The following is a 25,243-nucleotide window of genomic DNA, read 5'->3' on the forward strand; positions in this document are numbered from 1 at the left end:
AAGTACCCGGCACCATTCATTGATGCCGGGTACTTTGTTTTCTTATCTGAGCAGAAATAAATTCTCTACTTTTTGCTTGACAGCTGATCCAGAAACTGGAACCTCGGCCGGGTAGTATCTTTTTCCAGCCGGGTGTTTTTATCAATAATCATAATCATGGAAGGCTCCTGGCCGGGTTTAACAGCGGGCCAGTTGGGTACTCCCAGTCCGTTCGGATTTCCGGTTTTGACAAAGTTGAGATACACCTGCTGAAAAATCTCCGATACCTTGTAATCTTCGGGCTGCCAGTCATATACTTTATTAGTCGCCAGATTCCCCATGGCATACTCAATATCAGCCGAATGCACCGCGCCCTTCGGAGCGGGCGGACGGTTGGCCGTGGCGGCCGCGCCCCGGATCACGCCACCGGCCAGTCCGGCTACGGCGTCACCCATTTCGGGCCGCATGGCCGGGCGTGGGTGGGTGTAGAAGTACCGGTACACGGGCTTGCCACTGGTTTTGGCGTGTACATCGCCCCATTTCCAGCTGCTGAATCCGGTGAAGCGGTCACCAGCCAGCGCCGTAGCCGCCTCCATTACCTCATCGTTGGTAGTAGCCGGATACAGTTTTAACACTTCTTCGGCGTTGCTTCCGTACAAATTCTGAACCGCCTTGCGATAATTCGCCGGGCTAGGCTCCTCTTTTCCCAGTATAGACCGGTAGTTATTTTCTTCGGAGTTCCAGCCGATTAGAAGAGGTACTTTGGCCTGCTCACCCGCCATAAATATATCTACCGGCGCTTTGGGGAAGTAATAGCCATCTACCACGGCACCAAAGCGGGGTACGCCCTGTTTGGCGGTAGCTTCGAGTATTTCGGTAGCCGACATCTTACGCAGGTCCGCCAGTGACTTAGCCCCTACCATAGTCGCGAACTTCACCCCGTTTTCTTCGCCCTGCGCCAGGGTTGTAGCCGACAAGGTACCCAGTAGGGAACCACTGGAACCAATGGCCCCTGCAATCAGATTTTTAGCCAGCGGAGAAGCCATCTGGGCACTCACCGACACCGAACCGGCCGATTCACCGGCCACGGTAATCTTATTGGGATCACCACCAAAGGCAGCAATGTTATCTTTCAGCCAGCGCAGCGCGGCCGTCTGGTCCATGAAACCGTAGTTACCTGACGCATTGTTGGGTGACTCCTTCGTGAGTTCGGTGTGCGCCATGAAGCCAAAAACGGTGAGACGGTGGCTGAGGGTAACGGTAATCATGCCCTGCCGCGCCAGGGTTTCGCCGTCGTAGCGGGGCTCGGAGCCGTCTCCGGCAATCAGGCCACCTCCGTAAATGTACACCAGTACGGGTAGCTTTTCATTACCGGTTTTGGCGGGTGTCCAGACGTTCAGGTACAGACAATCTTCGCTCATTCCGTCGGAGCGGAAATTCATATCCCCAAAGACGGATCGCTGCATGGGGCGGGGACCAAATTTCTCGGCTTTCCGGACGCCCTGCCAGGTTTTGGGGGGCTGGGGCGCTTTCCAGCGTAACTCTCCTACCGGAGGCTGAGCAAACGGTATACCTTTAAACGTATAAACCCCCGACTCATCCACGCCTTCCAGCGTACCCTGAGCGACCTTCACACGGGGCGCTGCACCTTCTTTTTTTAATTGGGCCAATACCATCAGTGGTGTACTTAGCAGTAATAAAACCAGGATTTTTTTCATAGGTTTTCTCATGAACAAAGCTTTTACTTTATCTTGTAAACTATACACAAAGAGTCATTAGGTGGTTTAATCTACTACAACAGGCCGGGCCCCTATTGGTAAAAGTTAAATTGTTAACCTTTAAAAAAGCCAGACCGTTGAAAAACTAACTTAGGTGGAGGTACCTTTACGGCTAAAAAAAGACTGACCGCCGGAATTCGGAGGGAATGGCACGGAGTTATGGAGTAGTCAGGCAACAGAAGAAATAAAGCAAACGACAAACCTCTAACCTATACACAGCTATTATGGCCTGGAAAGAATCACGACTGTACAGCATCTTCAAATTTAAGTGTCCGCGCTGCCACGAAGGCGATATGTTCACGCCGGGTACGCTGTTTAATCCCGCCAAGTTTTCCAAAATGTACCCCAAGTGCAGCTGCTGCGGCCAGTCCTTTGAGCCGGAGCCGGGCTACTACTTTGGGGCTATGTTTGTGAGTTACGCCATCAATACCGCTCTGTTCGTGGCGGTTTGGGTAGCCCTGAACGTGATCCTGGGGGACTATTCGATTACAACCATGGTCGTCACCATTGTCATCATGGCCATCCTGTTCCTTTCTCTGATATTCCGGCTCTCCCGCTCCATCTGGATCAATATATTTATTGGCTACGAAGGCCCCTGCGATCAGATACCCAAGAAGCAAGGTTTTAAGTAAGTACCTGGCTCAGCGGTCGCTGTGGCCCAGGCTGCGCTCGGGATCAATCCGGTCGCGGACCAGTTGTTTGACTTCCTTGGGTTCGGGAAAGCGGCCTTCCTGCTTCCGGTCCCAAAGTACCTCTTCCCCCATGGTGATGGAGTACCTGCCGGCCACTTCGGCCGGATGCAGCGTTACACCGTGCAGGTCTTCCGAAAAAGTAGTGAGTAGTTCCTGCGCCATCCAGGCGGCCCGCAGCAACCAGCCACATTTTGGGCAGTATTCGATAATAATGGTTGGTTTCATACGAATCAGTTTGGAATGAGTGAGTGGTGAATGAGGGAATGAGCCGCCCTAATTTCTCTGGCCTACATAGTTCAAAAACGACAAACACTTTGTAAAAAACACCCCTTGTCCTGGTAGGACCAGGCCGCCAGAGCCGGAAGGGGGCAGAAGAGACGCGGGATGAGGTACATTAAATACTTTGCTGAAAGCTTTTCATAATCCAGCCGCCACCCACTACGTCGTCGCCTTCGTAAAATACGGCTGCCTGGCCGGGTGCAATTCCGTTGACACCGTCGTGGAAGAGTACCTTTATCCTGTCGGGTTCTTCCTGAATAACAGTGGCCGGGGCACCATCGTGCTTGTAACGGACTTTTGTAACGGTTTCAAGGGGTTGGTCAAGAGAAGCGTACTTCTGTAGGTTCAGTTTGCTGACATACATGCCGTCCCGGTAGAGTGACGGCATATCACCCAGTACTACTTCGTTGGTTTCTTTCCGGATTTCGGTCACGAATACCGGCCTCCCTAACGCAATACCCAGGCCTTTGCGTTGGCCCACGGTATAAAATGGGTAACCCTCGTGCGTACCTACCACGGTACCGTCTTCCAGTACGTACTTGCCTCCCGCTACTTCGGCTTCCAGGCCCGGTACCCGGCGCCGCAAAAATCCCCGGTAGTCATTGTCGGGTACAAAGCATATTTCGTAGCTTTCGGACTTATTGACCAAGTCAATAAAGCCCCGTTCGCGGGCCATATCGCGTATTTCACTTTTATGCAGGTACCCCAGCGGTAGCTGCGTACGGCTCAGACTTTCCTGCGAAACGCCCCACAGAACGTAGCTCTGATCTTTCCAGGTGTCTACGCCTTTGGAAACTATGTGACGCCCGCCTTCTTCGCGCAGGTTGGCGTAGTGGCCGGTCGCAATAAACTCGCAGTCGAGGCGGTCGGCGCGGCGCAGCAGCGCGTCCCATTTAATGTGCGTGTTACACAGTACGCAGGGATTGGGGGTGCGTCCGGCCAGGTACTCGCTGGTGAAGTGGTCAATGACATAGTCACCAAACTCGTTGCGGATATCCAGGATGTAGTGGGGAAAGCCCAGCTCCACGGCCACGTTGCGGGCGTCGTTGATGGAGTCGAGGGAGCAGCAGCCGGTTTCCTTTTTGGTACCACCGCTGCTGGCGTAGTCCCAGGTTTTCATGGTCATGCCTATGACCTCGTAGCCTTGCTCGTGCAGCATAACCGCCGCCAGTGAAGAGTCAATGCCGCCACTCATGGCGACCAATATTCGTCCGTGTTTGCTCATGTTGTTAATCCGCGAAGGTTCAAAGCCTTCCGATTTTTGTAATAGTAGTAGTTATTTTCTTGCAAAAGTAGATAATTGCTTCAACAAACAGACTGCCGGACAAAGTTCGTTTCCGGAAAGTGTTACACCTTTACTACTTTCGGGTAACTTTGGTTTTCTACTCAAAATGAACCGTATATTGCCAACTTACCCATTATGCCAACTCCTTATTTGGGAATGAATACTACTTTATTGCGTAAATTAAGCCTTGCATACCTGCTGCTACCCCACCTCCTTTTTGTACTTGGCTGGTTCCGGATTCAATACAGTATACCCATCGCTCTGGGCTTTTTATATTTATTTGGGATTGAAACTTTTAAAAAGCAGGATACTGCTGCCCCACCCCTACTCCCCAAAGAAATCCTTTTCCTGGTACTTTTCTCCTTGGTTTGGGCCGCCGTAACCGGAGTGGGCAACCTTTCGTACCAAACCATAGACCACGTAGCTCACAATGCCAAGTACTATGACCTTTACAAAAATCCCTGGCCCATGTACTTCGCCGAAAAAGGGCAGTACGCCTGCTACTATTTCAGCTACTACTTAGTACCGGCCCTGTTTTCAAAAGTTACCAATCAACTGTCCATTCCGGCTCTCGTTATCTGGACTGCACTAGGGTTCGCGCTGGGCCTGGCCTGGATATTCCTGCTTATCAACAAGAGTAAAAGGCTTCTGGTAGTTTTTTTATGTATTGGCGGAATCGGGCATTTTCTTAAAACCCTTATTTACCGAAGCCTTGAACATGACTTCCACATTGTTCCTTTTACCATCGAAATATGGTCGGTCTTTGAGCAGTCTTTGTGGGTACCCAATCAGGTCATTACTTCTATTTTACTGGTAGGGATAGTACTTCATGATACCTTCATCCGAAAAAAAATGGACGAAAGTTTCTTTCCGATAACGCTGGGTTTTACCTGGGCCATTTTTCCCTCTATGGTACTGGTTTTTCTTTTCGGCATAGTCTTTTTTCAACGGTACTGGAGGCACTTCAACCAGCTATTTGGCAGACAATTCGTCAACTGGTACCTGTTACCCGGACTCCTGTTTCTTCCCACCTTTGTTTACCTGCTATCCTCCGACGGGCTGCCGGTCAATGGTTTCATCTGGTCTTTCGACCCCCTTTCGGAAATCTTTCTGGAATACACCATCGAAATTGTCATTGACTGTCTGGTCCTCATCACGCTAACGCTCTACCTGCGCCCCTACCAGGATACCTTCCCTAGCTGGTTCATGTATGCTACTTTTGGGCTTTTTGTGGTTATGTCGCAGTATAGAATCGGCCTGGTTAACGACTGGTTAATTCGTGGCACTATACCTGTTTTTTGCGTAATCGGGGTTTTTCTCCTCAGAGGTGTTCATACGTATTTCCGCAAGGAAAAGCCCCTGCTTACCCCAAAGCCTATCCTGCTGTTACTATTTCTGGTGTCCCTTGGTATGGTAGTTCCAACGGTTCACCTGGGTCGCGCTCTTTATAAAAATGCAGGTACCAAAGCTTTATTTCCGGACTACATTCCTTTTGAACCGTATCCATTCAACCAGTTTCCCAATACCTACGAAGCAATTAAGTACCACTGGGGGAAGCAGGGCGCGGATGAATACCTCGCTAACAAAAACTCTTTTTACGTCCGCTACCTGGCCCGTTAGCCGGAGTACCTTAGTCAAATATAGCATACACCGCAAAGGAAGCCAGCCAGTGGTCGCCGCCGTAGTTGCCGGAGGTAACGTTCGGTAAGGTTTTGAGTAAAAACTGCCCGGCCGTATCGTTGAAAAGCTTTTTCCAGGGATGGCTGGCGGGTAGTGTCTTCGCTATTCCTTTCATACACCAGGCGCGGCTAAGACTGAGCCCATCCAGGTGCACGATCTGAAAATCGGTGCGGTCGCTGACAATTGGCATCCGGATAATGGTATCAATGCTTCGCTTTTCGTAAAAGGTATTCAGCCATTTTTCAAAGTCTTTGGCCGGAAGTACCCGGCGCATCAGGTCGGCAATTTCCAGACTGGGCGAAAGAAAGTCGGAGCCGTCGGGTTCGAGGTAGGCGGGGGTACTTTCATTCTTTTCATAGAATACTTTACTCTTTTCAATCACCGCTTTTTCAAAGGCCGGATTGCCCACCGTCCGCGCCCAGTCCAGCGCGAACACCAGCCCAAAAGCCGTGTTGGGATGTACTCCGGTGCGGTTGGGATAGGTTTGTTTGGGCAAAAAATTGGTCCATAGCTCCACTAAAGCCAGCGTAAGGGGCTGCAGGTTCTGGTGCCACTGCCTGGCCAGGGGTGTATCCCAGGTAGCCAGTTCCTGGTCCAGCTTGAGCAGCCAGGCCCAGCCGTAGGTACGTTCAAAGGTGCGGGTAGTCTTGTATTTGGTGAAGTACTCGGCTTCCACTTTTATGCGGGCCGGGTCAAAGTTCCTGTTAAAAATAGCGATGATCTGCTCACGCTCCGGCAGGTCGGGGTAGGTCTTGAGGAGTTTGGCGAGCATCCAGTGCCCGTGTACACTCGAGTGCCAGTCGAGGCAGCCGTAAAAAGAAGGATGAAGCTCACTCGGCAACAGGCGGTGGTCGTCGGGGCTGTCGGACGAGTGGCCGGTTTTATTGGGAAACTCCTGATCAATGCAGTGAATCGGCAGGGAGGCCAGGCGACTGGCCATTTCTTTTGAAAACAAAGAAGAGTTTTGGGAGAATCCGGCAAATGAAATCATCAGCAACAACAGGACAAACGGGTACTTTTTTAGATTCATATTGAATAATAAATTGAGAGTATTGGCAGGAAAGGCTACTAATTTAGGGACAAGAAGCTATATGTAGGGTACTTAGCGGCCAAACTATTACTTTTGTGACCACTGTCCCGGCCACTTTACAGGCAGACAGGTTCCGGATACGGGTTTGCCTGCCTCATTTGCCATACAAGAAAATAAAAAAATGCTCACGACCACCGTCAAAATAAGTAACGTTACTAACCTTTCCGATGCCCGCTACTGCGCCGGCATGGGCGTAGATATGCTTGGGTTTTCCGTTGATCCCGATTCTCCCCGGTACGTCGCTCCCAAGAAATTTGAAGAAATACGTAACTGGCTGGTGGGTGTAAAACTGGTGGCCGAGTCGGCACTGACGGAAGCACAGGTACTTTTGGAAGCCCTGAAAGAATACCGGATAGATGCCCTGCAGGTAGAAGACCCCAACCTGCTTCCTTACCTGCGCAGCGACCTTTCTTTGCCCCTGTTGCTGCGGGTCAATGTGGATACCTACGATGCGGATGAGCTGGACGCGCTTATGAGCCGGTATGCTTCGGCGGTTGATTTTTTTCTGCTGGAAAGTGAGCAGGATGCCCCCCTAACCGAAGACTGGAAAGATTTCCTGGAACAGCTCGCCGGCCAGTACCCAATTCTGGTTGGCTTCGGGCTGAACGACGAGCAGGAAGTACGGGACCTGCTAACGGCTACTACCGTAGCCGGTATAGCCCTGCGCGGCAGTGAGGAAATTCGTCCCGGATTCAAGGACTTCGGAGCCATGATGGATATTCTGGAAGCCCTCGAAGAAGAATAAAACACTCCGTAAAGCGCCCTCAGGCGCAGCAAAAGCAGGAACCGTTAGTACCGGAACGGCTGAATAACAGGCCCGACCGGACTTTTGTATAGCATCCCGGTATTTGACCATTTAACCTTAACTGGAACCGATAGTATAGTTCCGGCTTGAAGTATCTTGCATAACCTACTACCTTTGAATACAATTTAATCCTAACACTATCTTACTCTCATGGAAAAGAAATTGCGTCGTATACCCGGTGAGGCGGTCTTGGGCGGTGTAGCCGCCGGAGTAGCCGATTATTTCGTTGTTGATAAAGCTATTATTCGGGTGCTGTTCATTCTGGCTTTGCTGCTTCCTCCGCACGCCGGCTGGATCATCATTGCCTATATTATCCTGTGGGTGGCACTACCCGAAGGTGAAACCACTACCTTTACCGGAAGTACTACCGGCTCCACCACCGGTGAAACCTACGGAGGTACCCCCGGCACTGCTTCCGCGTCGAGAACCTTTTTTGGAAGCGGTCCGTCGCAGCCCGGACAGTCAGCCAAAATCCTGGGCTTCGGACTGGTGGCCGTTGGAATTGTGCTGCTGGTTGACGAGCTACCTATCTGGTACAACATCCGGCACTATTTCTGGCCCGCGGCCCTGATTGGCATTGGTGCTTATCTGCTGCTTCGTCAGCGCGATGAAGAAACTTTACACTCCGACCGTGACCCCATAGTTACGCCGCCACCGGCCGAGCCCGTACGCCCCATTGACCCGGACCCGACCCCGGCTCCGACACCCCCTTACAATGCCCCAACGGAACCCGTACGCCCCATTGATCCGGACCCAACCCCGGCTCCGCCTCCATCCAATGCCCCCGCTGACCCTACCTGGCCGACTGATCCTACCGGTCCGGATGAGCCCAACGGAGACGATGGCCCCATTCGGGTCAATTAAGGACTGCAACCCGTACCTTCCTTTATTTCCAATTGTCAACCTTTAAACGCTAAGCAAGCCATGAACTTTCGTAACACTTTCTGGGGTGTAATACTCATAGTAGTAGGCTCCCTGTTTCTTATTGAAGAATTGTCAGATTTTGACTTTGGCCGTTATTTCTGGCCTATCATCCTGATCGTATCGGGCGCCCTGCTACTGCTCCGACAAACCATTAGCTCTGACAAAAGCACAAATTCAAATTACTAACCTTACTCTGCTATGAGACGATCGAATGGTATTTTCTGGGGCGGCCTCCTGGTAATTCTGGGGGTGTTCTGGCTCCTGCGCAACATGGGGCTGCTCAACATTGACTGGGACGAAGTACTTCGTTTCTGGCCGGTACTACTTATCCTGGCTGGTATCAGTCTCCTGACCACCGGACGGGAACGGGGGAGCATCGGCAGCGGCCTCGCCGGACTGTTCATAGCACTAGCGGTACTGGGCGGAATTCTGCACCGCACCGACCGTGCCTTTGAACGTAACAACTGGAACTTTAAGTGGGACCATGAGGAGGAGCATAATGATAATGAACACGACTCCCGCGACCACGACTACCGGGAAGAACGCCGAAACCGCAACACAAACGAGCAAACCAACCACTACGAGTACGACATGGATGGGGCTATTCAGGAAGCTACTTTTAACCTGGAAGGTGGGGCTGGTGAATTTACACTACGGGGTACTTCCTCCAAACTTTTTGAAGCTGACACCCGCAGTTCCATTGGGGGCTTTATCTCCAACATTCGCTCTAATAAATCGGAGGGTACCGCCCGGGTTGATTTTAAAATGGAAGAGGAAAACGTTAATCTTAAAGACGGCAAAGTAAAAAATGTTGTCACTATGAGTTTGAACGAAGCACCCGTCTGGAACGTAGTTATGGGCTTTGGAGCCGGTAAGGCCGATATGGATTTCAGTAATTACAAAGTAAAAACACTCAAACTAAGTACCGGAGTCGCCGATGTTGACCTTCGCCTGGGCGAAAAAAACGAAACTACCAATGTGGATGTAGAGTCAGGTGTGGCCTCCGTGGCGATTGAGGTACCCCGCTCGGCCGGCTGCGAAGTCTGGATTGATGGCGCTATGAACATCAAAAAACTGGACGACCTGGAAAAAATTGATGACAACCATTATCGCTCCTCCAACTTTGATAGCGCCCGGCAGAAAATCACCATCAGGTACGAAGCCGGACTTTCCAAAGTAAGTATCAATCGGTATTAGTGTGTTCGTATACTGGCTACGTTAGCCCTGTCGGGTACTTACCCGCTCCCGGCAGGGCTTTCCTGGAAGTCCCCTTCTTTTAATTTTATTTATTCCTTATTGCCAGCTAGTTACGCCCTTAACTAACTTAGGCTCCTTATTATTGACAAAGTCAAAAAGTAACCATAATTTCGATAAATCAACTCAATAATTCACCATCTATTTTAAATAACAAGCTATGAAAAAAGTTTTCTTTCTGGTAGTGGGGCTATGCATGGGCACCGCCGTATGGGCCCAAACTCCCGACAATACCTTTCAGGCCACCATCAATGGAAAAGAGTGGAAGGCCAAAGCACAACGTCTGAAAATCCCGGTTAGTGATTTTAACTACCTGGCTATTGCCGGCATGGAAGTGAATCCGGACGTGCAGCTCTGGATTCGGCTGTACTACTTTGGCGAACTAAAACCCGGTACCTACCCGGTACTTACCATGCGGGAACTGGAGTCGAAATACGAGAAAGCGGTTGACCTGCCCAACGGCTACGCCCTGGTTGACTACACCGAAGAAACCAAAAAAATGGGACACGGCTTCCACGACGGAGAATCCCTGAGCGGAACTGTAACCGTTACGGCCGTAAGCGACCATTCCATTGAGGGGACTTTTGACGCCAAACTTAAAGGCGTATACTACCAGAAAAGAGCGGCCGCTACGCTGGGTGGTTACGGGCTTATTGCCAATCTGGAAAAAAAGGTGATTACAGCCGCGGGCGGGGGAATGCTCGTAACCGGCGACCCGCACGACCACGACAACACCAAAAAGACCAAAGAAACGGCTGAGTTAACCGTGAATAACGGGAAGTTCAAGGTAAGCTGGGGCGAAACCGCCAGGAAAACCAACTAACGCACAAGGCCCGGAAGCAAGCTTCCGGGCCTAATTTTTATTGTACCTAGGTACTTAATTACTGCTTTTTTGCCGTAAAAGTACCCTGAATAGTACCGGGCGCTGGCACTGCCACTTCTCCTTTGTAAGTACCTTCCAGGGTGGTGGTACTGGTAAAGGTACCTGCCACCGCAACCGGGTCAATTTTAAATTCAATTTTATCCCCTATTACTTCGGAGTACCCGTTCGAGTTGGTCCCTTTCTGATTGGTGGTAAGCTGGGTTCCAGCGTAGTTAACCCGGACGTTTACGTCGTAGCTGGTCAGCATTGGCTTACCCTGTACATCCGAAATCGTAAACCGCAGCGAATCACCCGAATTCGTAGTCCCTTTCCATATGCCCACGTAAGGCGACTCCTCTACCGGGTCCACATCGTCTTTTTTACAACCAATAAATACGGTCGAACAGAACAGCAGTAGCACTGCCAGGAGTTTTACTTGTTTCATGATTTTTAGAGAATGAGTTGAGTCTTATGAGAAATTAACTGGCTAGTATACATAATACTACTAAAAGCTTCACACACTTTGGACTTAAATCCAATTCTTTCCTCCATAGTTTCAATTATCCCCTATTAGTTCGCTCTTCTCATTTATCAATAAGACCATGCGTGAGGGCATAGCGGGTGAGGCCCACTACACTGTGGATATTCAGCTTTTTGAAAATATTGCGACGATGGGTTTCTACGGTACTCGGAGCGATAAACATCTCACTGGCGATTTGGGCGGTAGGTACTTCATTGATAATATAGCGAATTACCTCAATTTCGCGGCTGGAAAGGATGCTTACCGGGTCCTGGGCCTCGGACTCGGTAGTACCGTCGGTTGTCTGTAGCTGGTTCAGGCGACTCAGAATGTGTTCTTTGAAGTACTGGTCGCCGGCCATAACCGTCAGGATGGCCTGTTCCAATTCATGCCGCGACGTGTTTTTCAATAAATATCCTTTAACGCCCACTCGCATGGCCTCCCGAATCACCTCGGGTTCTTCATCCATCGTCAGAAGCAGTACCTTTACCTCTGGAAACTTCTGACTTATCTGGTTGGCAAGGTCAATTCCTCCCATAACCGGCATGTGCAGGTCCGACAGCACGACATCTACCTCCAGTTGTTCCAGCATTTCCAGCGCCTCGGTTCCGTTGTTGGCGATTCCTGCTACCTCTATTCCTTCCATTGCGGACACCAGCATGGCTAAACTTTCAACTAATACCCGGTGATCGTCTGCCAGTAAGATGCGTATTTTCTTCATAGGTGTGTATGGGTGCCGATGTAGTACTATTTATCCTTAAATGTATAGTTACATAGGGCAGCCGGGCTTTACATTCTACTTATCAGCTCAGTAATATTAGCTAATATCTGACGGATCTTTGCAATAAAATATAGAATATTTGTAACAATAAGCCCAAACCCACCGTCAAACCTTACTTTTGCACTTTCAATAAACTAATGTCTACCCCCATGTTCAGGCGCTTTTTTCTGCTACTAACAGCGGTTTTTCCGGTCCTCTTTTATGGTTGTAAAAGCCAGTCCGGGAATACCCAGGTATTTAGTACTTCTCCCCCCTCCGATACCGTAGTTGCCGCTGCCGTTACTCCCCCCGCCCCGGAAGCTCAGGAAGCCCCTCCCATTCAGGAATCCGTGCCCGACCTGGAGCAGGCTATGATAAACCAGGGACTGGTGGATATTAAAAAAGTAGATTCAACCCTGCTGGTGGAGCTCAAATACTCGACAACGGATAACTTCGTCGGGAAAGACGTGTACGGCGACCTGACCCGGGCTTACCTGCAACCCGCTATGGCCCGTAAGCTGGCCCGCGCCAATAAACTGCTGGCAGAAATAAAACCCGGCCACCGCCTCCTGGTCTACGACGCCGCCCGTCCCAACTCAGTACAGTACATCCTGTGGGACGCGCTGGATATGCCCGCCCGGCAAAAGCCCCAGTACGTGGCCGACCCCAAGGTAGGTTCTATCCATAACTTTGGCTGCGCCGTGGACCTGACCGTAGCCGACGAAAACGGTACCGCGCTGGACATGGGTACCCACTACGACTACTTTGGGCCGCTGGCCTACCCCCGCACCGAACAACAGATGCTCCGCGAAGGCAAACTCACCACCCGGCAGATAGCCAACCGCGCCCTGCTCCGCCGGGCCATGACCGGGGCGGGTTTTTCGGTAAACCCCACCGAATGGTGGCATTTCGACGGTATGTCGCGCCGCCAGGCCAAAGCTACCTATGGTATTATTAGGTAGGCGAAAAAGGGTAAGGAAAAAGTTGATGAGTTTAGGGTTTATGAGTCTATGAGAAGAACTCTGCGCGTAACTTCCTGCATTCGCTCTTTCACTCTTTAACAAGCTCCACCAGACAGTAGGTGTCCAGCGTTTGAGGGCGGGTGTCCGGATTAAGGAAGGTACCGGTAAGGCGGGTAATGTGAAAATCGTGGAAGCAGCGCTGGTTCACCACCCGTACCCCCGGCCGCAGGTACCCAGGTACCTGAGTCGGGTCAATGATCAACCAGAGCGCCTGCCGGTTCTGCAATCTTTCGTTTACCTGTTCGGGAGTAGCGTAGGGGATAATTTGTTCAATGCCCAGTTCGAGGTCATAAAAGAGCGGAGTACTTTCCGCAAAAAATAGCTTTTCAGTCGGTATACCCTGCTGCCGAATTACCTTAGCCAGCTGATTACCGGCCTGGTAGGTATCCAGCTCGGGGTATATTAATCCGTTGAGTATACTATTGACGTACAACGCTCCCAAAGCCGAAAACAGCAGTACCCGGCGTAGTGCATCCCTGATAAAATAAAGGTAAAGCGCCAGTCCGGCCCCGAACACTACCAGCAGGGTACCCGCCAGTGTACCGGTACCCCGGCTGAAAATCCAGAAGCTCAACAATAAAGCTACCCCAATCATGAGTACAGGTACTACCGACTGTACCCAGATTAAAAAACGGAGCCTGGCCTGGGTTTGCATGAGCTTTGCCTCCACAATCCAGCCGGCCACCCACACCGCCATCAGGGGAAAGAGGATGTTGAGGTAGTGCGGGAGCTTGAAAGAAGAAAAGGAAAACACTACCATACAGGCCAGGGCCCCTCCACCCGTTAACCATTCTTTTACGGGTCTTCTTCGAATATAAATAAAACGGGTAATCCAGGCCGCGTACACGAGCAGGGACCACGGCAGTACCGCCCACAAAAGCGTATGAAAAAAGAAGAGGGGATCATTGGCACCATTCTGACCGAACCGCCCCCCCGACATCCGTTCGAAATTCTGATCCCACAAAATAAAACGCACGCCTGACAATCCTTTCCGGCCCGCTATGACCAGCTCCGGATGTAAATCAAACTGCATGTAGTACGCCCACAGGACCGGACTGATAACGACTACAAATGCCACGAAAGCCAGGGCTATTTTTACCGAGAAAAGCCGTCGCCAAGACCTCTGGTGCAGTACTTCCACCAAAAAAGCTATACCCAATACTCCTACCCCCACCATGCCCTTCACATCAAACGCCAGTCCAGCCATAGCGCCTCCCCAAAGCACACTGCGGGTAGAGCCGTACCTGAGGTACTCGTAGAGTTGCCAGGCACCCACGGCCACAAATCCCGTCAGCAGGGCGTCCATTCGTACGTCGTGGTTGGCCAGTACCTGTGCCTGCATGGTGGCCAGTACCACCGCCGCCAGTGCACCTGTTTCCTTGTTGTAGGCTTCTTTGCCCAGGCGGTAGGTGGCGTAAATACCAAGTACCGAAACCAGCAGGGAGGGTAGCCGGTAGGTCCAGGCCGATACTCCAAACAACTCAAAGGAGGCGGCTGCCAGCCAGAAAGACAGGTGGGGTTTGTCGAGGTAAGGCTCAAACTGATTGATCAGGCTTATATAATCGCCCGACTGGTACATCCGCAGGGCTACCGTAGCGTTAAAGGCCGGGTCCGAATTCAGGATGGGCAGGAACAGCCCCAGGCCGTAAACCAGTAGTACACCAAGGCTTATCAGGAGGTAGTCAGTGCGGCGAAGTATATTCATTAAGGTTAGCGAATACTGTATTAAATGGCCAAACTTACGCCTTTCCTTTGAAGGTACTTACAGGGTATACAAAGATTTCATGCTGTTTATACAGTTAAAGCGCAGGATTTTTATCTGTTTCGAAAAAATAGTAGAACAGTAGTTTCTTTTCAGAGGATTGAAGTCCGGAGTGGATAGAGACAGCGCCGTAATAACCTCCACCGACCGTTGGATAACTTTCTCAAATTTTAAAATCTTTTCTAAAGGTCCCTCCCTATATTGGCTTCCCGAAACCATACACCGCTATATAACTTCACAAGATGCCGCAACTGACAGGGCATATACCTGGGCTGGAAATCAAATGTTAAAAAAGCTTAAATAGGGGTTCGCTCTACAACCATTCCAGCGTATAATTCATCTTCATTCCAGTGTTTATTTTAAGTACCAAACCACAACTACACCCTCTATGAATAAACTCTTTTCCTATCCTTTTTATCTGCTTTAAAGTCATAGCTCAACTTCGCCTGGAGATGGCAGTACTCTCTCCGGAGTATGTAGCCTATGCCAAAACCCAGTATAAGCCAGAGGGACCGGATAATGCGTTTGCAGAACCCAGGTCGACCTATACCAATGTAGAAGGTGGATACGGGGTAGTAGCCGCTATGAACTTGGTCAATAGGAATTTGCAGGTACGGCTTCCCCAATAATTAGTACTAAACTATTTCGTAACGAATCACCATCACTTTTCAATTCATTCACCTCAACTCCATCCACATGATCAAGCGTTGTTTATTCGTATCTCTCCTATCGTTATTGTCTTTCTGTGCCACAGCCCAAACCGACCAGGGTACCTGGCTGGTGGGACTATCGGGAAATGGCTCATTTAGACGTGTGGAGCAAAGTAAAATAACCAGCCTACAGCTAGCGCCTCAACTTGGCTATTTCGTAAATAAAAATCTGGTTTTAGGTACTCAACTCACTTTGGATCATGACCAAAGAACCTTCATGGAGACGCTTACCTATAAAAGTAATACCACAAGTATACACGGATTGGCCCGCTACTATTTCGGGAACTGGAAGGCCAGGCCCTATGTGAATTTCATGACAGGGTATACCTGGAACCGGGCACTTACCATGAGTCAAAATGGTGAGCTGGTCAGGTTTAGAGGCGATGAGGGGTGGAATGCATCGTTAGGGGCTGGTGTAGCCTACTTTGTCGCGCCTAAAGTCGCCCTAGAAGCAGATGCCAACTACCGTCATCACTTTAATGATGATTTGGGGAGAAGAAATAATAGGGCTGTAACGCTCCGGCTGGGACTCTCGCTGTACCTTCGCTGACCTGCAATTACCTTTATTCTTCTGGTAAAGCAGGATTTTTTCTGTACCAATAAAAAATCAGGACGGCCCGTGGGCCGCCCTGATTCACAATCCAGTATGTTAAGTACTTATTCCTTGCTGAGGTTGCTCCCTCCCGACAGGCGCTGCTCGGTAGTAGGGTTGCCGCGGTAGCGTACAGTGCTGGCACCGCTGGCGTCTACTTTGAGGTACTTGGAGGCCCATACACGGGCGCGGCTGGCACCGGACAAATCCAGGTCGGCTTCTTCTACCGGAAAATCAGTACCTACCAGTTGCGAAGCGCCCGAAAGCTGGCTGGTCAGGAAGCGGCCATCGCCCCGCAGATTCAGCTCCGAAGCGCCCGACAGGTCTACGTCCATGCGTTCAGTAGAGCCGGTAAAGGTAGAGCGGGAAGCGCCCGACAGGTTTACTTCTACCCGACGCTGGTCTTCAAAGCCTTCGATGGTTGATTCGCTCGCTCCCGAAAAACGTACCGAACGCAGCTCGGGCATGGTAATGTCGATGTCCATCCGGTAGCGGCGTGTGCGCCAGGCGTTGCGGTACCGGATGGTCAGTAAGCCGTTGCGGTCTACGTATGCATCCAGGTCGTCGAGGTCGTTCAGTTCACCGGTAGCCGTTACCTGGAAAGTATTGCCCTGCCGTACTCTGACGTGAAACGCGCTGCCCATTTCAAGACGGTCAAAATTGGTCAGGCTGACGTCGCGGGTACTGGTACCCCGGGGAGAAATGCCACCGTCCATGGAGTTGATGTAAAGGCACGACTGCATAGTCAGTAAGAATCCCAGGATGGCTACGCTGAAAAGAATGGAAGTGAAGGTTTTTTTCATGGCTAATAAATGATAATTGGTACTACAAAATAAAATGGATGATTTAGTTTAAATAACAAGGACTGGCTTTTTCGTCGGCCTTTGTATCAGGACAGCCCTCCCCGGCTTTCCCCCTATCCAAAACAAAAAATTATTTTTTCGGCCTGATCGTAGGGGTCGGCAGGTACTTGGTTGTCATGGGAGAAAATAGTTTTAAACTTGGTAGCAACCGCTCTTCAAAATATCGGAACCGGTACTGATGGCAATTACCTATTTTTGTACGGAAAAAAACAAGACGCCTTCGTGCACTTATCCGACACAGAAATCGTATCCGCCATTCGGCAGGGCCACGAGTCCGCTTTTGAGCAGATGTTCCGTACGTACTACGAACGTCTGTGTCATTATGCGAATTCGTTGCTGAAGGACGAGGACGAAGCCGAGGAAATGGTACAGACGGTGTTTCTGAGTATCTGGGAAAAGCGGAGTGAACTGGAAATAACCCTTTCGCTGAAAGCGTACCTGTACCGGGCCGTCCATAATCACTGCCTGAATAAGATCAAGCACTACCAGGTTCGCGAAACCCACCGGGAGTACTCACTGTACTACCAGCCCCAGGGATACGAAGCGGTTACTGAAACTATTTACGGAACCGAACTCGAAGAGCGCATTGAAGAGGCAGTCAGCCGCCTGCCCGAACAGTGCCAGCTGGTGTTTCGGTTGAGCCGCTTTGAAGAACTGAAGTACCAGGAAATAGCCGACCGGCTGGGGCTTTCGATCAAGACCATCGAAAATCAGATCGGGAAGGCATTACGCATTTTACGCAGCGAACTGGCCGACTACCTGCCCGCGCTGTTTTGGTTGGCTTGTTTTGTTTTTTGACCGTATTAATTTATTCTCTTGAATAACCCAAACGAACCCATTTCTGACGAGCTACTGGCGCGCTACCTGGCGGGGTCGGCCACCGCCGCGGAAATCGACCAGGTGAAGCAATGGCTCGAGGCCTCGCCCAGGCGTGCCACCGAGCTGGCTGCCTACCGCAAACTGTGGGAGCGGAGCCAGGCGGTGGGGCAAAAACGCATGCCGGTCAATACGGATGCCGCCTGGGAGAAAATGCAAAAGCGCATGCACAGGGCTGCGCCGGAACCGGCAACTCCCGTCCGAAAGCCCGAAGCCATCATAAAGCCTATGCCCGTCAAGCGGCCGATGACCCCTACCCTCTGGGCGGCGGCGGCCGTAGCCCTGGTCGCCCTGGCGTTTGGCTGGTTATTCTTTACCCACAAAGCTAGCCCGCAACTTGTAAGTGTCAGTACCCAAAACAATACATTTGAAAAGACTTTACCCGACGGCACCAAAGTATTCCTTAACCGAAACTCTACCCTCACTTACCCCGAAGGACTGACGGGCGATTTTCGCACCGTATCCCTAAAAGGAGAAGCGTTTTTTGACGTAGCCCCCGACGCCAGTCATCCTTTTGTTATTGACGCCAACGGTACCCAGGTACGCGTGGTAGGTACTTCATTTAACGTAAAAGCCTACGATGAAGCGGTTCGGGTGGACGTAAAAAGCGGTAAGGTGGAAGTAAGCAAAGCGTCCCGCAAAGCCATTTTGACTAAGGGCGAAGGAGTAAAAGTAGAGGCCGACACTATTATGCGAAATATCCTGGCCGACCCCAACATGGCCGCCTACCGTACGCAGGTGTTTGAGTTTACGGCCACCAGCCTGGATGAGGTAGTGCAGTCGCTGCGGAATGGGTACAACGCCGACGTACGGCTTTCCACTGAACAACTGGCCAACTGCCGTCTGACGGCCCGTTTTGAGAGGGAAACTTTGGACGCTACCCTGGCGGTGATTGCCGAAACCCTGAACCTGCGCCTGAGCCACCAAGGCGATACCTACTGGCTGGAAGGTACCGGTTGTCAGTAAGTAATTACGAATTCTTAATCAGTAGTGTACGAAGAAATTATTTTTAGCCCCAAGGGGGCGGTAACTTAGTAGAATAGGCGTTAGAATTGTTCATAAAGCTCCGTAGGCGGCCGCCGCTGCGGAGCGACACATCAGAGGCTTAGTGTCGCCCCTACCGGGGCTTAAATCTCTGCAACTCGCTAATCTGCTACTAAGGTTTGGCCCCTCTGGGGCCGTCCGCCTCTGGGGCCGCTTTTGAACCTGAAATATTTTCTTCGTACACTACTAATTCCGAATTTTGAATAATCAGAACCAATATAGTTAACTACTTGCCACTACGCATAAACTCCGGCTACGCAAAGACTCATACACTTTTATAATTCATTACCCACTACTTTGATTACCATTAAATTACATAGCGGCTTTCTCCTCCTACTTCTGATTTTCCAGACGACTCACCACTTACTGGCGCAGCCTTTGCTCGAAAACCGAATTAGCCTGCGGGTCAGCAATGAACGCATTGAAGAGGTACTTCGGCAAATTGGAGACAAAGGAGGCTGTAGCTTTTCGTACAGTCCGGATGCCATTGATGTAAGAGCGCGGGTGTCGGTCAATGCTACCAATCAGAGCGTGCGGGAAATCCTGAATGAAATATTCAAGGGCACGGTTTCTTTTAAGGAACGTCGCAAGTACATTATTTTACAAAAAGTAGCCGCCGAACCCGAGCGAAAGCCCGATAATTTTATCCTGAACGGCTATATAATAGATAAGAAAACGGGAGAACGGCTCTCCGACGCCAGTATCTACGAAGCCAACTCGCTGGTGTCAACGGTTAGTAATGAGTATGGCTACTACCGCATCCGACTCCCCTCGGCCCAGCCCACGCTGCGGCTGGAAGTCCGGAAGGAAGAGTACGCCGCCCGCTCGATTGAGGTTACCCGGCGCCAGGACTACTACCTGTCCATTTCGTTGGCTCCGGATACCATTCGCCATATTCAGCGGCAGAATCCCCGCCTGGTAACCCGGCATGACTCGGTACCTTCGCGCATCGACTCCCGCGTGGAGATTCCCAGAGTGGACGCTCCCAGGGTGGCTACTCCGGTTGCTGAATCAGGACCGGCCGATACGCTTTCGCCTTCCACCAGCCCTTCCTACACCCTACAGGAGCGTCTGCAGCAAATCCGGGATGACATGGTTGAAGCTTTTGCCTCGACCCGCCAGGCCATCCATACCGAAAACATAACCGATACCCTCTACCGGCCTTTCCAGGCTTCCATCCTACCTTTTCTGGGTACTAACCATCAGCTGAGCGGAAACGTAATCAATGATTTGTCCCTTAACCTGATTGCCGGTTATTCGCTGGGTGTGGGTGCGCTGGAAGTGGGAGGCATGTTTAATATTGTACGCTGGGATGTAAAGGGTATTCAGGTGGCGGGGGTAGCCAACCTGGTGGGTCGCGATGTAAACGGACTACAGATTGCCGGATTCGGCAACCTGAACATCGGAGAATTTCGGGGCATTCAGATTGCGGGTACCGTCAACACCACCGCCGAAGACTTCCGGGGCCTTCAGATTTCGGGTGGAGTTAACGTAGTAGGGCGTACCCTGAACGGCTGGCAGATTTCTCCCGGTTTAAATTACGCTGGTATAGTCCGGAGGGGTCACCAGATTGGCTTCCTCAACTACGCCGACTCCTCGGCAACTACGCCTTTCGGGTACCTTAGCTATGTCCGCAAAAACGGGTACCGCCGCTATGAATTCTCCACCGACGAATTAAACTACTTCAACGCTACCTTTAAAACGGGGGTACCTGCTTTTTATAACATCTTTACGCTGGGCCTGAATGCCTTCATACCCGGAAAGCCCTTTGGTAGCATTGGCTACGGCATAGGTACAGCCCGGCGGCTGGGCCGGGGCTGGATACTCAACGCCGACCTTATAGGGAACCGGCTGGCGGTTCAACGCCAGTTCTGGCGGGAACCGCAGGCTGGTCACTACCGTCTGACGGTAGCCCTTGAGAAAAAACTGAGTGAGCGGCTTGCCCTGTCTGTAGGCCCCACCCTGAACCTCCTGCACACGCCCTACGCCGGTTTGATAAATACCAGCGTTCAACGCGGTATGGAACCAATCTGGTTAGGAAACAAGCCGGATAGTGGTAGTACCACCTACGCCTGGGTTGGCTTTCAGGCAGCCCTGCGGCTTTGCAATCGGATTTAATTGAAAAGCAGGAAAGGAGGAAAGGAGGAAAGCAGGAAAGTGCCGAAAGTGAGTTGAAGTGTTTATGAGAATTACTCTGCGCGTAACTTCCGCTCATATAAAATTCTTCAACATTCACTCAATCACTATTCCTCTCATTCACTAATTAACCTAAAACCCTATCCGCTTGGCGCGTTTGATTTTTTTCTCGGCGGCATACTCTCTCAGTTCCTCCAGCTCCCGCTCAAACCCACCCGAAAGGATCGGGAAGCGGCACCAGGTACGGGGGTCGAGGTTAAGGTCGTCGAGGTGGAAGGAAGGGGCGTAACGCTCGCGTTTCCACTGATTCCGGCTCCACAATTTAAAGAACCGCTCGGTCCACTGGAGCATCAGTTCGGGTGAGTATTGCCCCTCGTAGCGCACCAGAATATTGCGGTAGCAATCGACCGGTGGCTTTTTATCCCGAATCGCCAGCTCTTCCAGCGAATCCAGCAACTCGTAGGGCATTAGGTCATCCTCGTCGGTCTGGTTGTACTCCTGCGGCCGGAGTTCGGCGGTAGGTTGCAGGCTGTTCACTTTTTTGAGGCCTTCAATCCGGATATGCTTGCCCTTTACTTCGCAGCCAATGGTTTCGAGCCAGCGGAGCCACTGACGCAGGTAGTGCTTGTCAATACCCGCAATGGGGCTGAGGCCACCGGCCGTATCGCCGTCCATCGTAGCGTACCCAACCGCTACTTCGGAGCGATTGGAGGTCGACAACAACAAGTGATTGTCAACGTTGGTCAGGTACCATACACCAGGGGCCCGTACCCGCGCCTGAATATTCTGTAGGGCTACATCGTCGGTTTTCCAGCTTAGCTGCCGGCCAATCTGCTCTTCAATCAGCCGGGTGTAGGTTTCCACCAAGCCATTTATATTAATGGTATAAAAGGTAGATCCAATGGACTCCGCCAGCGAACGGGCCGATTCAAGCGTATCCTCGGAGCTGTTTTCAGTACCCTGGTAAATATTGTGAATAAGCTCTTTGGAAATAGCTTCCACCGTTTCGGCTCCCTGAATTTTGCCGATATAGCCTAACTTTTGTTTAAACTGCTCCATTCCGATACTTTCATCGGCCAGCCGGATCATCAGACCGCACAGGGCCGTACAGGCCGACGAATCGGCTCCTCCAGACAGCGAAATGGTAAAGCCCTGCGACCGGCTTTTGCGCAAATAGTCAAACAGGGCCAGACAAACCGCCCGAGCAAATTCTTCTTCTTTGATGGCCCCTCCGCTTTCAAAAGGCTCCATGGTAGCCACCTGATGCGCCACGGGTTCAATATCCGGAAAATCGAAGGTGGCTACTATTTTCCAGGTTTCTTCCCTGACGAGTCTCCCCAGGTTCTGTACCTGCGTCAGGCGGGTAAATTCGGTATCAATCACCGCCGTCGTTATCAGATAATCCGCGTAGCTGAACCGTGGACTGGATACCAGCAGTTCTCCGTTGGAGGCAATCATGGCATCACCATCGTAGATGGCGCGGCCGGCTTCATTTCCCAGAAGGTTGGTGTATATATAATTACAGCCAAAGGTACGGGAGGCGTCTACCACCAGCCGCTCCCTGATCATGAACTTGTTAAAGGCGAAGTGGCTGGCGCTGGGGTTGAGCATAATATCCACGCCCCGGTCGTAATGGGTTCGTCCGGGACGGTTGGAGATCCAGGCATCTTCGCAAATTTCAAAAGCCAGCCGAACGCCCGACACATCAAAAATAATATCGCCAATGGGGTAAGACATCTGGTCTATTTCGGTCCGGGTTACTACGCCGGGAGCCCAGGCGTGAAACCAGCGCGGCTCGTAGTGGATTCCGTTGTTGGGCAAATTTTGCTTGACGTAAAAACCCAGAATACGCTTGTTGGCAATCAGGCAGGCCGTGTTATAAACCCGGTGGTTGTGACGGAGGGGCAGCCCCACCGCGACAATAATGTCGCCCGTATGCTGTACGATTTCCAGCAGGCATTTCTTGGCCTGTTCCACAATGTCATACGACATGAAATAGTCTTCGCAACCGTAGCCCGTTATACACAATTCGGGCAGGCAAAGTATCGATACTTCCTGCTGGCGAGCAACCTCAATGGCTCCAATGATATTGGCGGTATTATTTTTCCAGTCCATCGGGGTTTGGTTTACTACCCCGGCGGCTACTTTGATAAGTGTCATAAGCGAATAAAAATGGATGATTTGTACATACTGCCAAGGTACCTCCCAACTTAGGTATAAGATCCGTGGCACCGTTTGTAACGGTGCCACGGATGGCAGATTAACTAACTATTGGCTGTTATGGTAACTAAATAAAGGAGGGAAAGGGTTTGAAAGCTTTTCACGATAGACCGGGTTGCAAGAGGTCGGAAGCCGCTTCGGAATCGAGCAAAACCAGGGCGTCGGGATGCTCCTGAACCAGACTTGCCGGGAACGATTCGGTAACTTCTCCCCTCAGAGCGCGGGCAATAGCCGGGGCTTTGGCCTCCCCGCTGGCCAGCAGGACCAGTTGCCGGGCCTCCCGCATGTGCCGCAGGCCAATGGTTACGCCCCCGGTAAGTATAGTGGGCGTTTTGAAGTACTTCTGTCCAACCTCTTTGGTGATGGGTTCAAGCTCGGATATATGGGCGTAGGTGTCAAAAGGAGTACCCGGTTCGTTGAGCGCCAGGTGGCCGTTCATACCAATGCCAAGTACTATCAGGTCCAGGCCCCCCAGTTGCTGTAAAGCTTGGTTAATTCGCTCACAGTCGGCGGGTAAATCGTCGGCCTTGGCGTTGAAGAACAGGATTTGTTCAGCCCGAAAGCCAATCGGATGAAGCAAATCCTGATCCATGACCTGTCGGCAACTGCCTTCCTCTTCCGGCCCCATCCCAATCCATTCGTCCAGTCCCACGAAGGTACATCGGGTAAAATTGACCAGCCCCTGCTCGTGGCGAAGTACCAGCTCCCGAAACATGCCCAGGGGGGTACTTCCCGAAGGCAGACAAATGACCGCCTCCGGCTTTGCCTCTAAGGTACTTACCACCACATCGGCCGCCGCCCGGGACAAGAGTCCGTAGGTAGGATAAACCTGAAAATCCAGCATAGTAAAATAGAATATGTATAGTTAATCGGCGTAAAGCAGGTACTTCTTTCTCATTTCTTTATACCGGGCCAGTTCCGGTTCAAAAGCCTGCCGGATTTCTTTTTCGGTTTTTCCCGCTTCTATCATCTTACGGACTATATCAGTACCTGCCAGTTTATCGAAATAGGCCGCGCTGGTAAAGAATTTTGATTTGTCGGGGGCCTTCTGGTAGAAGTCCAGGACGTATTTAAGCGAAAAGCCCAACGCTTTGGCGTCGACCCCGCGCAGGTCCAGTCCGTAGCAAAGTTTACCCTCGTTGTTCGGATTAACGGCCCCGGGTTTTTCGACGGGCGTAAAGGTATAGGAGCCATAAACCGGATTGGGAGCACCGATTACCTGAAACTGCGTGTCGGTACCCCGGCCTACACTAACCACCGTAGGTTCAAAAAGACAGATGGACGGGTACAGCAGTACCGACTGCATATTGGGCAGGTTGGGCGATGGCTTTACGGGTAGGTTGTACGGGGTACTATGGGTATACTGCACACAGGGAACGATGGTCAGATCCGCCGGTTTTTTGCCTTCCAGCCAGCCTTCTCCGTTGATCATCAGGGCCAGCTCGCCCGAAGTAAGGCCATGTACTACCGGCACGGGATTCATGCCCACAAAAGAAGCGAATTTCCGGTCCAGCACGGGGCCATCCACAAAATGTCCGTTGGGGTTGGGGCGGTCCAGAACAATACATTTCTTACCCTGCTCAGCGCAGGCTTCCATGACCAGGTGCATGGTACTTGGGTAGGTATAATAGCGTACCCCTACATCCTGAATATCAAAAATGACTACGTCGATTTCCCGTAGCTGCTCAGGCGTCGGCTTTTTGTTTTTCCCGTATAAGGAAATAATGGGTACCCCGGTGCGGGTGTCCACGCCATCTTTTATTTCGGCCCCGTCGGCCGCTATCCCCCGGAAGCCATGCTCGGGGGCGAATATAGTTTGGATGGTAATGCCCCGCTTTTGCAGGGAGTCGGCCAGGTGGGTTCCGTTGGGAAAAATGGTTGTATGGTTTACGACCAGCCCCACCCGTTTCCCTTGGAGCAGCGGCAGGTACTCGTCGGTGCGTTCGATACCAAGTACCGGTTGGACATTCCGGGTTTGGCGGTCCGGTTTTTGTTTGGGCTCGCTGGTAGTCTGGGGAGTTTTGGAACCACACGACCAAAGCAGAAAAAGTGATAGTATGGAGATGAAGTTCATCACAGTTTGTTTTTTCGTTATTTTCGCCAAATTAAT

At 51.3% G+C, this 25,243-nt stretch carries 24 protein-coding genes; 13 read left to right on the forward strand and 11 right to left on the reverse strand.

What is annotated here, in order from left to right:
- Nucleotides 1–65: 65 nt before the first annotated feature.
- Complete coding sequence (locus VGN67_RS20610; protein ID WP_327488793.1) at nt 66–1,697, reverse strand: carboxylesterase/lipase family protein; 1,632 nt, start codon at nt 1,695–1,697, stop codon at nt 66–68.
- A 284-nt stretch (nt 1,698–1,981) separates the two neighbouring features.
- Here VGN67_RS20610 and VGN67_RS20615 point away from each other — a divergent pair, with 284 nt between their 5' ends.
- Nucleotides 1,982–2,389 carry a DUF983 domain-containing protein gene (locus VGN67_RS20615; protein WP_327488794.1) on the forward strand — a complete coding sequence of 136 codons (408 nt, stop codon included), beginning with the start codon at nt 1,982–1,984 and terminating at the stop codon, nt 2,387–2,389.
- 9 nt (nt 2,390–2,398) lie between these two features.
- On the opposite strand, the gene VGN67_RS20620 is transcribed toward VGN67_RS20615, so the two are convergent.
- Both VGN67_RS20620 and mnmA read right to left on the reverse strand, forming a co-directional pair.
- Complete coding sequence (locus VGN67_RS20620; RefSeq protein WP_349256115.1) at nt 2,399–2,683, reverse strand: SelT/SelW/SelH family protein; 285 nt, start codon at nt 2,681–2,683, stop codon at nt 2,399–2,401.
- Nucleotides 2,684–2,843: 160 nt separating this feature from the next.
- Entirely contained in the window at nt 2,844–3,953 is a 1,110-nt protein-coding gene (gene mnmA / locus VGN67_RS20625) for a tRNA 2-thiouridine(34) synthase MnmA (RefSeq protein WP_327488796.1), read from the reverse strand.
- A gap of 216 nt (nt 3,954–4,169) precedes the next feature.
- On the opposite strand from mnmA, the gene VGN67_RS20630 reads away from it, so the two are divergent.
- Nucleotides 4,170–5,633 (forward strand): hypothetical protein, encoded by a 1,464-nt coding sequence (locus VGN67_RS20630; RefSeq protein ID WP_327488797.1) that lies wholly within the window; start codon nt 4,170–4,172, stop codon nt 5,631–5,633.
- A gap of 10 nt (nt 5,634–5,643) precedes the next feature.
- On the opposite strand, the gene VGN67_RS20635 is transcribed toward VGN67_RS20630, so the two are convergent.
- Nucleotides 5,644–6,723: a DUF2891 domain-containing protein gene (locus tag VGN67_RS20635; protein WP_327488798.1), complete on the reverse strand. Its 1,080-nt coding sequence runs from the start codon at nt 6,721–6,723 to the stop codon at nt 5,644–5,646.
- Nucleotides 6,724–6,904: 181 nt separating this feature from the next.
- On the opposite strand from VGN67_RS20635, the gene VGN67_RS20640 reads away from it, so the two are divergent.
- The 5 genes from VGN67_RS20640 to VGN67_RS20660 all read left to right on the forward strand — a co-directional run bounded on the left by VGN67_RS20640 (nt 6,905) and on the right by VGN67_RS20660 (nt 10,589).
- Complete coding sequence (locus VGN67_RS20640; protein ID WP_327488799.1) at nt 6,905–7,528, forward strand: hypothetical protein; 624 nt, start codon at nt 6,905–6,907, stop codon at nt 7,526–7,528.
- Nucleotides 7,529–7,738: 210 nt separating this feature from the next.
- Nucleotides 7,739–8,452 (forward strand): PspC domain-containing protein, encoded by a 714-nt coding sequence (locus VGN67_RS20645; RefSeq protein WP_327488800.1) that lies wholly within the window; start codon nt 7,739–7,741, stop codon nt 8,450–8,452.
- 60 nt (nt 8,453–8,512) lie between these two features.
- Entirely contained in the window at nt 8,513–8,698 is a 186-nt protein-coding gene (locus tag VGN67_RS20650) for a LiaI-LiaF-like domain-containing protein (protein ID WP_327488801.1), read from the forward strand.
- A 12-nt stretch (nt 8,699–8,710) separates the two neighbouring features.
- Nucleotides 8,711–9,709, forward strand: coding sequence for a LiaF transmembrane domain-containing protein (locus VGN67_RS20655; protein WP_327488802.1), 999 nt, complete (start codon nt 8,711–8,713; stop codon nt 9,707–9,709).
- A 217-nt stretch (nt 9,710–9,926) separates the two neighbouring features.
- Nucleotides 9,927–10,589, forward strand: a complete 663-nt coding sequence (locus VGN67_RS20660; RefSeq protein WP_327488803.1) for a hypothetical protein — start codon at nt 9,927–9,929, stop codon at nt 10,587–10,589.
- A gap of 58 nt (nt 10,590–10,647) precedes the next feature.
- Here VGN67_RS20660 and VGN67_RS20665 read toward each other — a convergent pair whose 3' ends face one another.
- Entirely contained in the window at nt 10,648–11,073 is a 426-nt protein-coding gene (locus tag VGN67_RS20665) for a hypothetical protein (protein WP_327488804.1), read from the reverse strand.
- A 139-nt stretch (nt 11,074–11,212) separates the two neighbouring features.
- Nucleotides 11,213–11,869 (reverse strand): response regulator transcription factor, encoded by a 657-nt coding sequence (locus VGN67_RS20670; protein WP_327488805.1) that lies wholly within the window; start codon nt 11,867–11,869, stop codon nt 11,213–11,215.
- Between the two features lie 410 nt (nt 11,870–12,279).
- Here VGN67_RS20670 and VGN67_RS20675 point away from each other — a divergent pair, with 410 nt between their 5' ends.
- A complete protein-coding gene (locus VGN67_RS20675; protein WP_327488862.1) occupies nt 12,280–12,870 on the forward strand; it encodes a M15 family metallopeptidase in 591 nt (196 codons plus the stop codon).
- A gap of 88 nt (nt 12,871–12,958) precedes the next feature.
- Here VGN67_RS20675 and VGN67_RS20680 read toward each other — a convergent pair whose 3' ends face one another.
- Nucleotides 12,959–14,635 carry a glycosyltransferase family 39 protein gene (locus VGN67_RS20680; protein ID WP_327488806.1) on the reverse strand — a complete coding sequence of 559 codons (1,677 nt, stop codon included), beginning with the start codon at nt 14,633–14,635 and terminating at the stop codon, nt 12,959–12,961.
- 488 nt (nt 14,636–15,123) lie between these two features.
- Between VGN67_RS20680 and VGN67_RS20685 the strand changes: the two genes are divergently transcribed.
- Together VGN67_RS20685 and VGN67_RS20690 are read left to right on the forward strand one after the other, a co-directional pair.
- Complete coding sequence (locus VGN67_RS20685) at nt 15,124–15,321, forward strand: DUF4249 family protein (RefSeq protein ID WP_414717353.1); 198 nt, start codon at nt 15,124–15,126, stop codon at nt 15,319–15,321.
- Between the two features lie 67 nt (nt 15,322–15,388).
- Nucleotides 15,389–15,952 (forward strand): outer membrane beta-barrel protein, encoded by a 564-nt coding sequence (locus VGN67_RS20690; RefSeq protein WP_327488807.1) that lies wholly within the window; start codon nt 15,389–15,391, stop codon nt 15,950–15,952.
- 107 nt (nt 15,953–16,059) lie between these two features.
- Here VGN67_RS20690 and VGN67_RS20695 read toward each other — a convergent pair whose 3' ends face one another.
- Entirely contained in the window at nt 16,060–16,797 is a 738-nt protein-coding gene (locus tag VGN67_RS20695) for a head GIN domain-containing protein (protein ID WP_327488808.1), read from the reverse strand.
- Nucleotides 16,798–17,079: 282 nt separating this feature from the next.
- Here VGN67_RS20695 and VGN67_RS20700 point away from each other — a divergent pair, with 282 nt between their 5' ends.
- From VGN67_RS20700 to VGN67_RS20710, 3 genes are all read left to right on the forward strand, one after another.
- Nucleotides 17,080–17,655, forward strand: a complete 576-nt coding sequence (locus VGN67_RS20700) for an RNA polymerase sigma-70 factor (RefSeq protein ID WP_327488809.1) — start codon at nt 17,080–17,082, stop codon at nt 17,653–17,655.
- An 18-nt stretch (nt 17,656–17,673) separates the two neighbouring features.
- Nucleotides 17,674–18,699 (forward strand): FecR domain-containing protein, encoded by a 1,026-nt coding sequence (locus VGN67_RS20705; RefSeq protein WP_327488810.1) that lies wholly within the window; start codon nt 17,674–17,676, stop codon nt 18,697–18,699.
- Between the two features lie 375 nt (nt 18,700–19,074).
- Complete coding sequence (locus VGN67_RS20710; RefSeq protein WP_327488811.1) at nt 19,075–20,895, forward strand: STN and carboxypeptidase regulatory-like domain-containing protein; 1,821 nt, start codon at nt 19,075–19,077, stop codon at nt 20,893–20,895.
- Between the two features lie 150 nt (nt 20,896–21,045).
- On the opposite strand, the gene nadE is transcribed toward VGN67_RS20710, so the two are convergent.
- From nadE to VGN67_RS20725, 3 genes are all read right to left on the reverse strand, one after another.
- Nucleotides 21,046–23,073 carry an NAD(+) synthase gene (gene nadE / locus VGN67_RS20715; protein ID WP_327488812.1) on the reverse strand — a complete coding sequence of 676 codons (2,028 nt, stop codon included), beginning with the start codon at nt 23,071–23,073 and terminating at the stop codon, nt 21,046–21,048.
- 160 nt (nt 23,074–23,233) lie between these two features.
- Nucleotides 23,234–23,977: a glucosamine-6-phosphate deaminase gene (locus VGN67_RS20720; RefSeq protein WP_327488813.1), complete on the reverse strand. Its 744-nt coding sequence runs from the start codon at nt 23,975–23,977 to the stop codon at nt 23,234–23,236.
- 21 nt (nt 23,978–23,998) lie between these two features.
- The gene (locus VGN67_RS20725; protein WP_327488814.1) at nt 23,999–25,207 is read right to left on the reverse strand and encodes a DUF1343 domain-containing protein; all 1,209 of its coding nucleotides are present in this window, start codon (nt 25,205–25,207) and stop codon (nt 23,999–24,001) included.
- Nucleotides 25,208–25,243 lie beyond the last annotated feature (36 nt).

This window comes from Telluribacter sp. (genome assembly GCF_035998675.1).
Lineage (GTDB): Bacteria > Bacteroidota > Bacteroidia > Cytophagales > Spirosomataceae > Telluribacter.